This window comes from Acidovorax sp. HMWF029 (genome assembly GCF_003060895.1).
Classification (GTDB): Bacteria; Pseudomonadota; Gammaproteobacteria; order Burkholderiales; family Burkholderiaceae_C; genus Acidovorax.
Window position 1 is genome coordinate 3184 of sequence record NZ_QAIH01000194.1, and the last position, 13034, is coordinate 16217.

16 protein-coding genes and 1 pseudogene are annotated in these 13034 nt (G+C 62.3%); 15 read left to right on the forward strand and 2 right to left on the reverse strand.

Features of this window, described 5'->3' with window-relative positions; translation table 11 throughout:
• Positions 1 to 4: 4 nt before the first annotated feature.
• Positions 5 to 352, forward strand: a complete 348-nt coding sequence (locus tag DBR12_RS13435; RefSeq protein WP_233244477.1) for a Rieske 2Fe-2S domain-containing protein — start codon at positions 5 to 7, stop codon at positions 350 to 352.
• 97 nt (positions 353 to 449) lie between these two features.
• Complete coding sequence (locus tag DBR12_RS13440; RefSeq protein ID WP_108617716.1) at positions 450 to 1496, forward strand: S49 family peptidase; 1047 nt, start codon at positions 450 to 452, stop codon at positions 1494 to 1496.
• Positions 1497 to 1747: 251 nt separating this feature from the next.
• On the opposite strand, the gene DBR12_RS13445 is transcribed toward DBR12_RS13440, so the two are convergent.
• Positions 1748 to 2524: an SAM-dependent methyltransferase gene (locus DBR12_RS13445; protein ID WP_108617717.1), complete on the reverse strand. Its 777-nt coding sequence runs from the start codon at positions 2522 to 2524 to the stop codon at positions 1748 to 1750.
• Positions 2521 to 3120: a Maf family nucleotide pyrophosphatase gene (locus tag DBR12_RS13450; protein WP_108617719.1), complete on the reverse strand. Its 600-nt coding sequence runs from the start codon at positions 3118 to 3120 to the stop codon at positions 2521 to 2523. The genes DBR12_RS13445 and DBR12_RS13450 overlap by 4 nt, the downstream gene beginning before the upstream one ends.
• A gap of 25 nt (positions 3121 to 3145) precedes the next feature.
• On the opposite strand from DBR12_RS13450, the gene DBR12_RS13455 reads away from it, so the two are divergent.
• From DBR12_RS13455 to DBR12_RS22865, 13 genes and pseudogenes are all read left to right on the forward strand, one after another.
• Positions 3146 to 3694, forward strand: a complete 549-nt coding sequence (locus tag DBR12_RS13455; protein WP_108617721.1) for a DUF177 domain-containing protein — start codon at positions 3146 to 3148, stop codon at positions 3692 to 3694.
• 111 nt (positions 3695 to 3805) lie between these two features.
• Entirely contained in the window at positions 3806 to 3988 is a 183-nt protein-coding gene (gene rpmF / locus DBR12_RS13460) for a 50S ribosomal protein L32 (RefSeq protein WP_005794249.1), read from the forward strand.
• Between the two features lie 104 nt (positions 3989 to 4092).
• A complete protein-coding gene (gene plsX / locus DBR12_RS13465) occupies positions 4093 to 5145 on the forward strand; it encodes a phosphate acyltransferase PlsX (RefSeq protein ID WP_108617723.1) in 1053 nt (350 codons plus the stop codon).
• Entirely contained in the window at positions 5145 to 6122 is a 978-nt protein-coding gene (locus DBR12_RS13470) for a beta-ketoacyl-ACP synthase III (protein ID WP_108617724.1), read from the forward strand. Before plsX ends, DBR12_RS13470 begins: the two co-directional genes overlap by 1 nt.
• 61 nt (positions 6123 to 6183) lie before the next feature.
• A complete protein-coding gene (gene fabD / locus DBR12_RS13475) occupies positions 6184 to 7134 on the forward strand; it encodes an ACP S-malonyltransferase (RefSeq protein WP_108617726.1) in 951 nt (316 codons plus the stop codon).
• Positions 7131 to 7889, forward strand: a complete 759-nt coding sequence (gene fabG, locus DBR12_RS13480; protein WP_108617728.1) for a 3-oxoacyl-ACP reductase FabG — start codon at positions 7131 to 7133, stop codon at positions 7887 to 7889. Before fabD ends, fabG begins: the two co-directional genes overlap by 4 nt.
• A 103-nt stretch (positions 7890 to 7992) precedes the next feature.
• On the forward strand, positions 7993 to 8232 hold the full coding sequence (acpP, locus tag DBR12_RS13485; RefSeq protein ID WP_003058049.1) for an acyl carrier protein: 240 nt from the start codon (positions 7993 to 7995) through the stop codon (positions 8230 to 8232).
• A 47-nt stretch (positions 8233 to 8279) separates the two neighbouring features.
• The gene (gene fabF / locus DBR12_RS13490) at positions 8280 to 9524 is read left to right on the forward strand and encodes a beta-ketoacyl-ACP synthase II (protein WP_108617729.1); all 1245 of its coding nucleotides are present in this window, start codon (positions 8280 to 8282) and stop codon (positions 9522 to 9524) included.
• Positions 9525 to 9662: 138 nt separating this feature from the next.
• On the forward strand, positions 9663 to 10169 hold the full coding sequence (locus DBR12_RS13495) for a hypothetical protein (protein WP_108617731.1): 507 nt from the start codon (positions 9663 to 9665) through the stop codon (positions 10167 to 10169).
• A 6-nt stretch (positions 10170 to 10175) separates the two neighbouring features.
• Complete coding sequence (gene rpoE / locus DBR12_RS13500; protein WP_108617733.1) at positions 10176 to 10802, forward strand: RNA polymerase sigma factor RpoE; 627 nt, start codon at positions 10176 to 10178, stop codon at positions 10800 to 10802.
• 9 nt (positions 10803 to 10811) lie between these two features.
• On the forward strand, positions 10812 to 11477 hold the full coding sequence (locus DBR12_RS13505; protein WP_108617734.1) for a sigma-E factor negative regulatory protein: 666 nt from the start codon (positions 10812 to 10814) through the stop codon (positions 11475 to 11477).
• Between the two features lie 42 nt (positions 11478 to 11519).
• Positions 11520 to 12599 (forward strand): MucB/RseB C-terminal domain-containing protein, encoded by a 1080-nt coding sequence (locus DBR12_RS13510; protein WP_108617735.1) that lies wholly within the window; start codon positions 11520 to 11522, stop codon positions 12597 to 12599.
• Between the two features lie 161 nt (positions 12600 to 12760).
• Positions 12761 to 13034 (forward strand): annotated as a pseudogene (locus DBR12_RS22865) (S1C family serine protease); the annotation flags it as partial.

Genomic DNA, 13034 nt, shown 5'->3' on the forward strand with positions numbered 1-13034 from the left:
TCCCTTGTGCAACAGCACCGACCTGGTCGATGGTGGCCTGGCGGTGGCGTTTGATGTGCGTTATGCGGGGCAGACTTGCCGCGCCTTTGCCATCCGCTACCGGGGCGTTCCCCATGCCTATCTCAATCGCTGCACCCACGTGGCGATGGAGATGGACTACCAGGAAGGCCGTTTTTTTGATGACACCGGCCAGTGGCTTCTGTGCTCCACCCACGGAGCGGCCTACTTGCCCCATACAGGCCAGTGTGCCGGAGGGCCCTGTCGGGGCGGGCTGGTGAAAATTGCTCTGTCAGAAAGCGAGGGTGTGGTGCACTGGCATACTGCCTACAACCTGCAGCCCCTAGAGTTCTAGACAATCCAGACGCAAAGCCTGCACAAATGTCGCCTGCTACCCATCGCTTGCGTAGGGGCGCACCGGCAGCCGTGGCGCAGTGCTCAGGACGTGATACATGACTGATCCCCAATTGCCCGGAACCTCGGGTTTCGATCCAAAAAGCAACCCTGCGCCCGACCTGTGGGCGCAAGCAGCTACAAATTCAGGAGCATCTGTGAGCGACCCATCGCGTGAACCTGGCTGGGAGCGTGCCACGCTGGAAAAGCTGGCCTTCTCCGCCCTCCAAGAGCAGCGCAGCGCCCGCCGCTGGAAAATCTTCTTCCGTCTGGTTTGGCTGGTGCTGATTGCAGCCATCGCTTTCACCGCTCTGCGCCAGGCATCGCCCAGTGCCAGCAAGAGCACGCCCCACACAGCCGTGGTAGATATCAAGGGCGAGATCGCCAGCGGTGCCGAGGCCAGTGCCGAGTTTGTCGTGGCTGCCATGCGCAGCGCGCTGGAGGACGAAGGCTCGCAGGCACTGGTGCTGCTCATCAACTCGCCCGGTGGCAGCCCGGTGCAGGCGGGCATCATCAACGATGAGATCATCCGACTCAAGGTCAAACACAAAAAGCCGATCTACGCCGTGGTCGAAGAAACCTGTGCGTCGGCGGCCTATTACATCGCTGCTGCCGCCGACGACATCTATGTGGACAAGGCCAGCATCGTGGGCAGCATTGGTGTGCTGATGGATGGCTTTGGCTTCACCGGCACCATGGAAAAGCTGGGCGTGGAGCGCCGGCTGCTCACTGCTGGCGAGAACAAAGGCTTCCTCGACCCCTTCAGCCCGCAGACCGAAAAGCAGCGTGCCTACGCGCAGACCATGCTCGACCAGATCCACCAGCAGTTCATTACTGTGGTGAAAGCGGGCAGAGGCGACCGCCTTAAGACCACTCCCGACACTTTCAGCGGCCTGTTCTGGACTGGCCAGCAGGCCGTGGAAATGGGCCTGGCCGACAAGCTGGGCAACCTGGACTACGTGGCACGCGAAGTGGTGAAGGCCGAAGACATCATCGATTACACCCGTCGCGACAACGTGGCTGAACGGCTGGTCAAGCGTTTTGGTGCTGCCGTGGGTATGGGTGCAGTCAAGTCACTGCCCGTATCGGGACCGCAGTTGCGCTGACATCAGCTGCGGGGTTGGTAAGCAGCGTGATCGACGCGAGCCCCCGGCCGCAGATTCCTATTCATAGCCCCGGTAGAGGTATCTCCCGGGGCATTTTTGTGGGTGTACTGCCGAGCAGTGCCTCGGTCCTGGTGAGGCAATGGCGGCGCGGCTTAAGGCGCTTCTGAGCGACTGCGTCAGTGTCATGTGCTTTGAGTGCTTCCAAATGTGTAGCATTTCATGCGCGACTGACGTGCCGTGTCTTTTGTGTTTCAGCGCCCCAGTGCAAAAACGAAGGGCGTGCGGTTGTCGGGCGGCGTGGGCTGCTGGCGCCACTGGCGCACCAGCTGGCTCTGGATGTGGGCTTGCGGTAGCGTCAATCCACCCGCTAGCGCTAGGCGGGTGTGGGGCTGCAGGGTCTGTACCAGCGCTTGCCACAGTGCTGGGTTGCGGTACGGGGTTTCGATGAACAGCTGGGTCTGGCCCGTGCGCAGCGCAATACCCTCCAGCTCCTTGATGCGCTGTGTGCGCTCTTGCCCGTCTTGTGGCAGATAGCCGACGAATGCGAAGTTTTGCCCGTTGAGCCCGCTGGCCGCCAGGGCCAGCAGCAGCGATACCGGCCCCACCAGCGGCACCACGCGCAGGCCCAGGTCGTGCGCAGCGCGTACTACCGACGAGCCTGGGTCGGCCACAGCGGGCATGCCAGCTTCGCTGACCAGGCCTATGTCCTGCCCATTCAGTGCCGCAGCCAGTAACGGGCGGGCGTCGAATGGGGTCGAGCCTTTGTCGCCGTGGTCCCCCTTTTTGTGGACTTCGCGCGGCAGTTCGGTGATCTGCTGCTGCTGCAGAGAGGTTGCCAGGGGATGTATCGCGTCGATGCGTTTGAGATAGGCGCGTGTGCTTTTGGCGTTTTCGCACACCCAATGTGTCAGGCGTGCGGCCGTCTGCAGCGTGGCTGAGGGCAGGCCGTCCTGCAGTGGGGCCTGGGTGTCGCAGCCAAAGTCAAGGGGTGCGGGCACCAGATACAGGGTGCCGGTTTTCGCACTCATGGCAGCACCAGCCCCGCCGCGCGCAACATGCGGCAGGTGCGGATCATTGGCAGGCCGATGAGGGCCGTGGGGTCGTCGCTGTGGATGGCTTCCAGCAGCGCAATGCCCAGGCCTTCACTTTTGGCGCTGCCCGCGCAGTCATAGGGCTTTTCGGCGCGCAGATAGCGCTCGATTTCTTCATCGCTCAGGGCGCGGAACTGGACCTCCACCGGGGCGAGGTCCACCTGCTCAAAGCCGGTGGCGGCGCACACCACAGCCAGCGCCGTCTGAAACACCACGGTCTGGCCGCGCATCTGCCGCAACTGCTGCACAGCCCGGTCGTGCTGGCCCGGTTTGCCCAGCGGTTCGCCGGCCAGGTCGGCCACTTGGTCGGAGCCGATCACCACGGCCTCGGGGCGCTGCCGTGCCACCGCATGCGCTTTGGCCAGTGCCAGGCGCAGGGCCAGGGCGCGAGGGGCTTCGCCAGGCAGGGGAGTCTCATCGACATGGGGGGCGGTCACTTCGAAAGGCAGGTTCAGCCGTTCCAGCAATTCGCGCCGGTAGCGCGAGGTCGAGCCCAATACCAGAGGGCGCTGCAGGGAGGGGGATTGATGCATGCGCCGATTCTCTTACACTGCCGCCATGACCAAGGAATTCTCCCCGCAGCGCCTCGATGTGAAAGCCTTTGCACAGGCGGGCGGGCGGCTGGCGGGACACGACTCGTTGCTGAAGTACGAACGCCTTGCGCAGGAGGCCAAGGGGCTGCACCCCGACTTGCTGGTGGACTGGGAGGCTGTCGGCGAGGTGCGCACCGCATTGGGTGGCATCGGGCAGGTGTGGCTGCACATCAAGGTGCGCGCAAGTTTCCCAATGGAATGTCAGCGCTGCATGACCCCCGTGGACGTGCCGCTGGAGGTGGACCGCGAGTTCCGTTTTGTGGCGGACGAGGCCACTGCTGAGGCGCTGGACGATGAAAGCGAGGAAGACTTGCTCGCCCTGAGTCGAGAGTTCGACCTGCACGAACTCATTGAGGACGAGCTGTTGATGGCCTTGCCCGTGGTGCCCAAACACGACGAATGCCCTACGGCTGTGCCGCTGGCCTCGTCCGACGACGATTTTGAAGAAGCGAACGCCGAAAAACCCAACCCGTTTGCAGCGCTCGCCGGGCTGCGCAAGGATCCCAAGGGGTGATTGGCTGGCCCAAAAAATCATTTGGGTTATAATCGTGGGCTTCACGCGAATCCCATCGTGTCTTTTGGGCTGATCGCGTTTTTACCAACCTACTCAAGATCAGGAGCCATCATGGCCGTTCAGCAAAACAAAAAGTCCCCTTCCAAGCGCGGTATGCACCGCTCGCACAATGCCCTGAACGTGCCAGGCATTGCTGTGGAACCCACCACCGGTGAAACGCACCTGCGTCACCACATCAGCCCCAACGGTTTCTACCGTGGCCGCCAGGTGCTGAAGAACAAGTCTGAAGCCTGATTTCAGCACCCATCAAGGCCCGCAACTACTTCGCGTAGTGCGGGCCTTTGTTTTGACCGTCGTATTTTTCTTCCGGCCCCATTCGTTGGCCGGACAAGTCGCCCATGATCACACTGGCTGTTGACTGCATGGGGGGCGACCATGGCCCCCGCGTCACGCTCGCGGCGTGCCGCCAGTTTCTCGAACACCACCCCGACGCCCGTTTGCTGCTTGTGGGCTTGCCTGGTAGCCTGGAGGCGTTCTCGCACGACCGTGCCGCCATCGTTCCCGCCTCCGAAGTGGTGGCCATGGACGACCCGGTGGAGGTGGCCTTGCGCAAGAAGAAGGATTCTTCGATGCGCGTGGCCATTCAGCAGGTCAAGGACGGTGCGGCATCAGCAGCTGTATCTGCGGGCAACACTGGCGCGCTGATGGCCATTGCTCGTTATCTCCTCAAAACGCTGGACGGTATTGATCGCCCGGCCATTGCGACCCAGTTGCCCAATGCCACGGGCGGCGCCACCACGGTGCTGGATTTGGGCGCCAATGTGGACTGCTCTGCCGAGCACCTTCTGCAGTTTGCCGTGATGGGGTCCGCCCTGGTGTCGGTCCTTCAGGAGGGGGGGGAGCCCACCGTGGGCTTGCTGAACATTGGTGAAGAGGTCATTAAAGGCAGCGAAGTCATCAAAAAAGCAGGTGAACTGCTGCGATCTGCGGCAAGTTCTGGTGATTTGAATTTCTTTGGCAATGTCGAAGGTAATGACATTTTCAAAGGCACCGTGGACATCGTGGTATGTGACGGTTTTGTGGGCAATGTGGCGCTCAAGGCCAGCGAGGGTGTCGCCTCGATGATCATTGGAGCGCTCAAGACCGAGTTCTCTCGCCATATTTTCACGAAAATGGCGGCAATCATCGCTTATCCGATCTTAAAAGCGCTTATGAAGCGCATGGACTACCGCCGGTACAACGGCGCGGCGCTGCTGGGCCTGCGTGGACTGGTGTTCAAGAGTCACGGATCGGCCGACGCCATGGCCTTCGAGCAGGCTTTGAACCGGGCGTATGATGCAGCCCGCAACAACCTGCTCGACCGTGTCCGGACCCGGATTGCGCATGCGGCGCCGCTTCTGGTGCCTGCAGATGCCCAGCCCCAGCCTGGCGTTGCGGCGACCGCACAATAATGAGACGTTATTCCCGCATTACCGGCACCGGCAGCTGTCTGCCTCCCCGCCGGTTGACCAACGCCGATCTGGTGGCCGAACTGGGCCAACGCGGCATCGAAACCTCAGACGAATGGATTGTGGAGCGCACTGGTATCCGGGCGCGTCACTTTGCGGCTCCCGATGTGGCCAGCAGCGATCTGGGTGTGGAGGCGGCGCGCCATGCACTGCAGGCGGCTGGTCTGCAGCCGACGGCCATCGACCTGATCATCGTCGCCACGTCCACGCCCGACATGGTCTTCCCCTCTACCGCCTGCATCTTGCAGAACAAGCTCGGGGCCAATGGCTGCCCTGCGTTTGATGTGCAGGCAGTCTGCAGCGGTTTTGTGTACGCGCTGTCTGTGGCGGACGCCATGATCCAGACGGGGGCTGCCAACCGTGCGCTGGTGATCGGCGCCGAGGTTTTCAGCCGCATCCTGGACTTCAATGACCGAACCACCTGTGTGCTGTTTGGTGATGGCGCTGGTGCGGTGGTGCTGGAGGCGTCCGAGACGCCCGGCATCCTGTCAAGCGACCTGCACGCCGATGGCAAGCACGTGGGCATCCTGTGTGTGCCGGGCAATGTGTCGGGTGGCCAAGTGCTGGGCGATCCCCTACTCAAGATGGACGGGCAGGCGGTTTTCAAACTGGCAGTGGGGGTTTTGGAAAAGGCCGCCCACGCCGCACTGGCCAAGGCCGGGCTGACCGAAGCGGACATCGACTGGCTGATTCCGCACCAAGCCAACATCCGGATCATGCAGGGCACGGCCCGCAAGCTGAAGCTGTCTATGGACAAGGTAGTGGTCACTGTGGACCAGCATGGCAACACCTCTGCGGCTTCCATTCCGTTGGCGCTGGACCATGCCGTGCGCTCCGGTCAGGTTAAAAAGGGTGAGACCCTGCTGCTGGAGGGTGTGGGTGGTGGCTTCACCTGGGGTGCTGTGCTCCTGAAGTTGTAGCTGAAAATCTAATGTGGGTAGGCGGTAGCGCCCAATTTCTCTCAAATTTCTGGATTTTTTCATGACGTCTTTTGCATTTGTCTTTCCCGGACAAGGCTCCCAGTCCGTGGGCATGCTCGATGGGTGGGGCGACCATCCTGTGGTGACGCAGACCCTGCAAGAAGCATCGGATGCCCTGGGCGAAGATGTGGGTGCCTTGATCAAAGAGGGCCCCAAGGAGGCGCTGGCGCTGACCACCAACACCCAGCCTGTGATGCTGGTGGCGGGTGTGGCGGCCTGGCGCGTCTGGCGCGCTGAGGGGGGCGCGGCCCCGGTGGCGGTGGCCGGGCATTCGCTCGGTGAGTATTCGGCCCTGGTGGCTGCGGGTGTCCTGACGCTGGCGCAGGCGGCTCCGCTGGTGCGGCTGCGCGCTGCGGCCATGCAAGAGGCCGTGCCGGTGGGTACCGGCGCCATGGCCGCCATCCTGGGCATGGAAGCCTCCAAAGTCATCGCCGGTTGTGCCGAGGCGCTTGCATCGTTCGGGCCCGGCACCACCGAGGTGGTCGAGGCCGTCAATTTCAACGACCCGATCCAGACCGTGATCGCCGGTACCAAGGCGGGAGTGGACAAGGCCTGTGAAGTGCTCAAGGCGGCGGGCGCCAAGCGCGCGCTGTTGTTGCCGGTATCGGCGCCTTTCCACTCCAGCCTGATGAAGCCTGCGGCCGAAAAGCTGCGTGTGGCCCTGGCTGACGTGGCCCTGGCCGCACCCCAGATTCCGGTGCTCAACAACGTGGATGTGGCGGTGCAGCAGGACGCGGACGCCATTCGCGACGCGCTTTACCGCCAGGCCTTTGGCCCGGTGCGCTGGGTGGAGTGCGTGCAGGCGCTGAGAGGCCGTGGCGTGACGCACATTGTTGAATGTGGCCCCGGCAAGGTGCTGGCGGGCCTGACCAAGCGCATCGATCCCGAACTGGTCGGCGCAGCATTGTTTGACTCGGCCACCCTGGCCGAAACCCGGGAGTTATTGGCATGACGGAATCGACCCAGACGGTAGCGCAGGCTGCGCAAGTGGCGCTGGTGACTGGCGCATCGCGCGGCATTGGTGCGGCGATTGCCTTGGAGCTGGCTGTGCGCGGCTACCAGGTGGTGGGCACGGCCACCACCGACGAGGGCGCTGCGCGCATCAGCCAGGCGCTGGCGGCCTATCCGGGTTGCCGGGGTGCCAACCTGAATGTGAATGATGTGGCAGCGGTCGAGGCCTTGATGGACTCCATCGTCAAGCAGCAAGGCGGCCTGCATGTGTTGGTGAACAACGCCGGCATCACACGCGACACCCTCGCCATGCGCATGAAGGATGACGACTGGGATGCGGTGCTGGACACCAATCTCAAGGCGGTGTTCCGCACGAGCCGCGCCGCGATCCGCCCGATGATGAAGCAGCGTTTTGGCCGCATCATCAGCATCACCAGCGTGGTGGGTGCATCGGGCAATCCGGGCCAGGCCAACTATGCTGCCGCTAAGGCGGGCGTGGCCGGCATGACGCGTGCGCTGGCCCGTGAACTGGGCAGCCGCAGCATCACAGTGAATTGCGTGGCGCCTGGTTTCATCGAGACCGACATGACCTCCGTGCTGCCCGAAGACCAGCAAAAAGCACTCAATTCGCAGATCCCGCTGGGCCACATGGGCAAGCCAGCGGACATCGCACACGCCGTGGCGTACCTCGCCTCGCGCGAGGCTGGCTATGTGACGGGGCAGGAGTTGCACGTCAATGGCGGCATGTACATGTAATTGAGACAAGTTAACGCCGGTTCATCCGGACGGCGGGTCGTTTAGGGGCTTCTCCTTAAGCGGCTAGAATCGCGGATTCATTCACAACCCCCAGAGGGAAACCATGAGCGATATCGAAGCACGCGTCAAAAAAATCATTGCCGAACAACTCGGTGTGGAAGAGTCCCAAGTCACCAATGAAAAGGCCTTCGTGGCAGACCTCGGTGCCGACTCGCTCGACACGGTGGAACTGGTGATGGCTCTGGAAGACGAATTCGGCATCGAGATCCCGGACGAAGACGCCGAGAAGATCACCACGGTGCAAAACGCCATCGACTACGCCAATACCCACCAGAAGGCCTGAGTGGCGCCCAGCGCCTGACTCAAGCGATCAGCAGAAGGTTTTTACGCATGAGCCGTCGTCGCGTTGTCGTGACCGGCCTGGGTTGCGTCAGCCCCGTGGGTAACACGGTGGCCGATTCCTGGGCCAACCTCCTTGCCGGAAAATCCGGCATTGATCTCATTACCAAGTTCGATACGTCGAACTTCGCCTGCAAGATCGCAGGGGAGGTCAAAGGTCTTGACCTGGAGTCGTACATCAGCGCCAAGGATGCGCGCGCGATGGACACCTTCATCCACTTCGGCATTGCCGCAGCTGCGCAGGCCGTGCAAGACGCTGGTCTGCCCACGGGTGATGCACTCAGTGAAGAGTTTGCCACGCGCATTGCCTGTGTGATCGGCTCAGGCATTGGTGGCCTCCCGCTGATCGAAGACACCCATGCGGAACTGGTCAGCCGTGGGCCTCGGCGTATCACGCCGTTTTTTGTGCCCGCGTCCATCATCAATATGGTGGCCGGCCATGTGTCCATGCGCTTTGGTTTCAAGGGGCCGAATCTGGCCGTGGTGACAGCCTGCACAACGGGTTTGCACTGCATCGGAGAAGCGGGCCGCATGATCGAATACGGGGATGCGGATGTGGTGGTGGCTGGTGGCACAGAGTCCACCGTGTCGCCGCTGGGCATTGGTGGGTTTGCCGCCATGCGCGCGCTGTCCACCCGAAATGACGATCCCAAGACTGCCTCCCGCCCTTGGGATAAGGACCGCGATGGTTTTGTGCTGGGCGAAGGCGCTGGTGTGATGGTGCTGGAAGAGTACGAACACGCCAAGGCCCGTGGCGCCAAGATTTACGCCGAACTCAGTGGTTTTGGCATGAGTGCGGATGCGGGCCATATGACGGCCCCAAACATGGATGGTCCTCGCCGTGCCATGCTCAGCGCCCTGCGCAATGCGGGCATCAATGCCGACCAGGTGGATTACTTGAATGCGCACGGCACGTCCACGCCCCTGGGCGACATCAACGAAACCAACGCGATCAAGGCGGCTTTGGGTGCACATGCCCACAAGACCGTCGTCAGCTCCACCAAATCCATGACGGGCCATCTGCTCGGTGGTGCGGGGGGGATTGAAAGTGTTTTCACCGTGTTGGCCCTGCATGAGCAGAAGGTGCCGCCCACCATCAATCTGTTCAACCAGGACCCGGAGTGCGATCTGGATTACTGCGCCAACACGGCGCGTGATATGAAGATCGATGTGGCCGTCAAGAACAACTTCGGTTTTGGCGGCACCAACGGCACGCTGGTTTTCAAGCGCATCTGATTCTGCGGACTGCGTTTTCCATCGTGGCCTGTATGCCCGTGGACGCCATCGGCCCAGCACATCGAATGCCCTACTCCTGTCCTGCAGGGCAGGGGGTTGCCGTGTGCCGCTGCGTGGTTTCAGTTTGACCCCGGTGCCATGATCCGACCCTCACGGCGTGCGCCTGCAATGCTCTACCCCGTGCGGCGCAGCATGGCCTTGGGCGTAGCGTTGGTCGTGTTGTTGATGGCAGGGGCTGCGGTGCTGTGGGCCTGGCTGGCGGAAGGTGCGGCGCTGTCCTGGGTGTCTGTATGTACTGCTGGTGGCCTTTGGCTGGTGGCTGCTGCGGGCGCTGTGCATTTCTGGAGCCAGCAATTTGTGGGATCCCTGCGCTGGGACGGGCAGGGATGGGTTCTGGAAGGCGATGGTCCTGAAAAAATATTCCGGGCACTTTCTGCGCCGCCTGAAGTCCTTCTTGATCTGCAGGCCCATCTTTGGGTGTGTGTCTCTCCCTGGGGGCATAACCGCACCTGGCTTTGGCTGGAGCGTGCGAGCCAGCCCGAGCGCTGGCTGGACATGCGCCGTGCGGTATATTCGCGCGCCATACCGGGCGCTGACAACCCTGACGCAACCGCTCCGGCCACGGCCGAGGGGCGTGAATCCTGAGTATCCATGACTGTAATTCCGCCTTCCCCCTCCGAAGACAGCGATCTCCACTTGGTGGAGCGCACGGTAGCGGGCGATCAGCGCGCCTATGAGTTACTGGTCATCAAGTACCAGCGCCGCATCGAGCGCCTGATAGGGCGCATGGTGCGCGACACCGATCTAGTCCAGGACATTGCCCAGGAGACCTTTATTCGGGCCTACCGGGCGCTGCATCAGTTTCGCGGGGATGCGCAGTTCTACACATGGCTGTACCGCATTGCCGTCAATACCGCCAAGAAGGCGCTGATGGACATGAAGCGCAATCCGGTCATTTCAGAAAATGCCTTCCGGGGTGCTGAGGACGAGGATGAAACTTCCCGCCTCGGACATGAACTAACCAGCGACGAAACTCCCGAAACCGTACTGGCCGCCCAAGAGATTGCGCAGGTGGTGAATGCGGCCATGGAGGCGTTGCCCGATGACTTGCGCCAGGCGGTGACGCTGCGCGAGATCGAGGGCTTGAGTTACGAAGAGATCGCGGCGGCCATGGGATGCCCCATTGGCACAGTGCGGTCCCGGATTTTTCGGGCGCGTGAGGCCATCTCGGCCAAAGTGCGCCCTCTGCTTGAGAACCAGTCGGGCAAACGGTGGTGAGGTGATGGAATGAACAAGGCTGAAACAGGTATCAATGGGCTGGCGGGTGGCTCCGTGGACCAGGGTGTGGGCCATCGGGAGCGGCTGTCCGCACTGGCCGATGGCCAGCTTCAGGGCGATGAACTGAGTGCTGCATTCGCCTACGCGGCGGAAGACGAGGAAGGGGCCAAGACCTGGCAGCTGTACCACCTGGTCGGTGATGTGCTGCGCTCGGCAGACCTGGCACAGCCTGCCAATCCGGCATTCATGGCCCGTTTGCGTGAACAACTGGCCCAGGAGGCGCTGCCTGAACGCCCCCATGTTCCGGTTCCCGTGGCAGTGGTTGCGGCCGGGCTGCCCGAGGCAGCCAATGCGTCTGTGTTCCGCTGGAAGATGGTGGCGGGCTTTGCTTCGCTGGCTGCGGTGGCGGCGATAGGTTGGACATCCCTGGCCAGTTTGCAAGGGGCGGGCCCTGCAGGGGCAGGTGCTCAGATGGCGGCCGTGCCCGAACGCAGCAACCCGGCCCCAGGGGCGCCCGTGGTAGCGGTGGCCGACGCTGACGGGCAGCAGGTGATGCTGCGGGATCCCCGTCTGGATGAATTGCTTGCGGCCCACAAGCAGTTTGGCAGCACATCGGCACTGCAGATGCCGGCGGGTTTTCTGCGAAATGCCACCTTTGAAACCCCTGGCCGTTGAATTTGGAATAGGGATGCCTGCTCCAGGCGGTGAGATCGCGTGATGAACACATTGGGAGTACTGGGCGCTGGTGGAATCCTTCGCAATCGGTGGCTGATGTTGTGTGGGGCGGTAGCTGCATGGGGCCTGGTGGCATCGGCAGCCCTGGCCGCAGGCCCTGGCGGGAGCAATGCCGCCGCGTCTTCCTCGCAGGCCGTATCTGCCCCTGCCGAGCGCGATGTGGCGCAGTGGATCGAGCGCATGCACAGTGCGCCCTGCCGCAAATCCTACGCAGGGGTGTTTGTGGTGATGTCGGCCAACGGAGCCATGTCCAGCTCGCGCATCTGGCACGCCTGCGATGGGCTCCAGCAGATGGAGCGGGTGGAGTCGCTGAGCGGCACGCCGCGCACTGTTTTTAGGCGCAACGATGAGGTGCGCACTTTCTTGCCACAAGCGCGTGTGGTGCGCACAGACCGGCGCGATGCGGCCGGGCTTTTTCCTCGCGTGCCGGTGGTCAGCGGCACCTCTACGGCCCAGTTTTATACCTCTCAGCTGATGGGCCAGGAGCGGGTGGCGGGGTTGGTGTCCGATGTGGTGTGGTTCAAACCCCTGGATGCTCTGCGCTTTGGCTACCGCCTGTGGGTGGAGCGGGACTCAGGGTTGGTGGTGAAACTGCAAACCCTGACCCTGGATGGGCGGGTGTTGGAGCAGGCGGCGTTTTCAGAGCTTGATTTGAATGCGTCGGTGCGGGTGGAGCAACTCTCCCGCTTGATGGATTCGACAACGGGCTACAAAGTGCTCGCCCCAGCCGTCGTGAAGACAACAGCCCAGGCTGAGGGGTGGGTTCTGCGGCAGCCGGTGGCGGGGTTCGTGCCTGTCAGCTGCCATAGGCGCGCGGTTTCTGGCGCAGACGATGCGCCAAGTGTTCTGCAGTGTCTTTACTCCGATGGGCTGGCTTCTGTTTCCTTGTTCCTGGAGTCCTTTGACCCGCAGCATCACCCGGCGCAATCCCAGGTGTCGGGTATGGGTGCGACGCAGCTCTTTGCGCAGCGGGTGTCGCCTGATACCTGGTTGACGGCGGTCGGTGAAGTCCCCTTGCAGACGCTGCGTCTTTTCGCCGGACAGTTGGAACGCATTCGCTGAGCGCGTCGTTTCCTGCACGGTGTCGAAGGTCCTTTCCCGGCCAGTTTGGTTGGCGCAGTTGAAAAGAACGTTGATCTTTGCCGGGAACCATTTCGCGGCACACTCTTCACAGTCACACCAAGCTCATGGACAGCATTTGCACAATTCACGAAAGGTCGAAGATGCCGAAGTTCGATGGTAATAAGCTGCGCTCTGTGGCGCTCGCGTGCATGTTTGCCGGGGTAGCTGGCGCTGTGGCGCTGCCTCAAGCGGTGTGGGCCCAGCCAGCCGCCGTTGTCCGGGGTTTGCCGGACTTCACGGAACTGGTGGACCAGGTGGGACCATCGGTGGTCAATATACGCACGGTTGAAAAAGCGTCGTCGCGCACTGGTGCCAATGGCATGGACGAGGAGATGCTGGAGTTCTTCCGGCGTTTTGGTGTGCCAATTCCCAACC

Coding starts and splice junctions, on each gene's coding strand:
- DBR12_RS13440 (WP_108617716.1), top strand. CDS start 450: ATGACTGATCCCCAATTGCCCGGAACCTCGGGTTTCGATCCAAAAAGC.
- DBR12_RS13445 (WP_108617717.1), bottom strand. CDS start 2,524: ATGAGTGCGAAAACCGGCACCCTGTATCTGGTGCCCGCACCCCTTGAC.
- DBR12_RS13450 (WP_108617719.1), bottom strand. CDS start 3,120: ATGCATCAATCCCCCTCCCTGCAGCGCCCTCTGGTATTGGGCTCGACC.
- DBR12_RS13455 (WP_108617721.1), top strand. CDS start 3,146: ATGACCAAGGAATTCTCCCCGCAGCGCCTCGATGTGAAAGCCTTTGCA.
- rpmF (WP_005794249.1), top strand. CDS start 3,806: ATGGCCGTTCAGCAAAACAAAAAGTCCCCTTCCAAGCGCGGTATGCAC.
- plsX (WP_108617723.1), top strand. CDS start 4,093: ATGATCACACTGGCTGTTGACTGCATGGGGGGCGACCATGGCCCCCGC.
- DBR12_RS13470 (WP_108617724.1), top strand. CDS start 5,145: ATGAGACGTTATTCCCGCATTACCGGCACCGGCAGCTGTCTGCCTCCC.
- fabD (WP_108617726.1), top strand. CDS start 6,184: ATGACGTCTTTTGCATTTGTCTTTCCCGGACAAGGCTCCCAGTCCGTG.
- fabG (WP_108617728.1), top strand. CDS start 7,131: ATGACGGAATCGACCCAGACGGTAGCGCAGGCTGCGCAAGTGGCGCTG.
- acpP (WP_003058049.1), top strand. CDS start 7,993: ATGAGCGATATCGAAGCACGCGTCAAAAAAATCATTGCCGAACAACTC.
- fabF (WP_108617729.1), top strand. CDS start 8,280: ATGAGCCGTCGTCGCGTTGTCGTGACCGGCCTGGGTTGCGTCAGCCCC.
- DBR12_RS13495 (WP_108617731.1), top strand. CDS start 9,663: ATGATCCGACCCTCACGGCGTGCGCCTGCAATGCTCTACCCCGTGCGG.
- rpoE (WP_108617733.1), top strand. CDS start 10,176: ATGACTGTAATTCCGCCTTCCCCCTCCGAAGACAGCGATCTCCACTTG.
- DBR12_RS13505 (WP_108617734.1), top strand. CDS start 10,812: ATGAACAAGGCTGAAACAGGTATCAATGGGCTGGCGGGTGGCTCCGTG.
- DBR12_RS13510 (WP_108617735.1), top strand. CDS start 11,520: ATGAACACATTGGGAGTACTGGGCGCTGGTGGAATCCTTCGCAATCGG.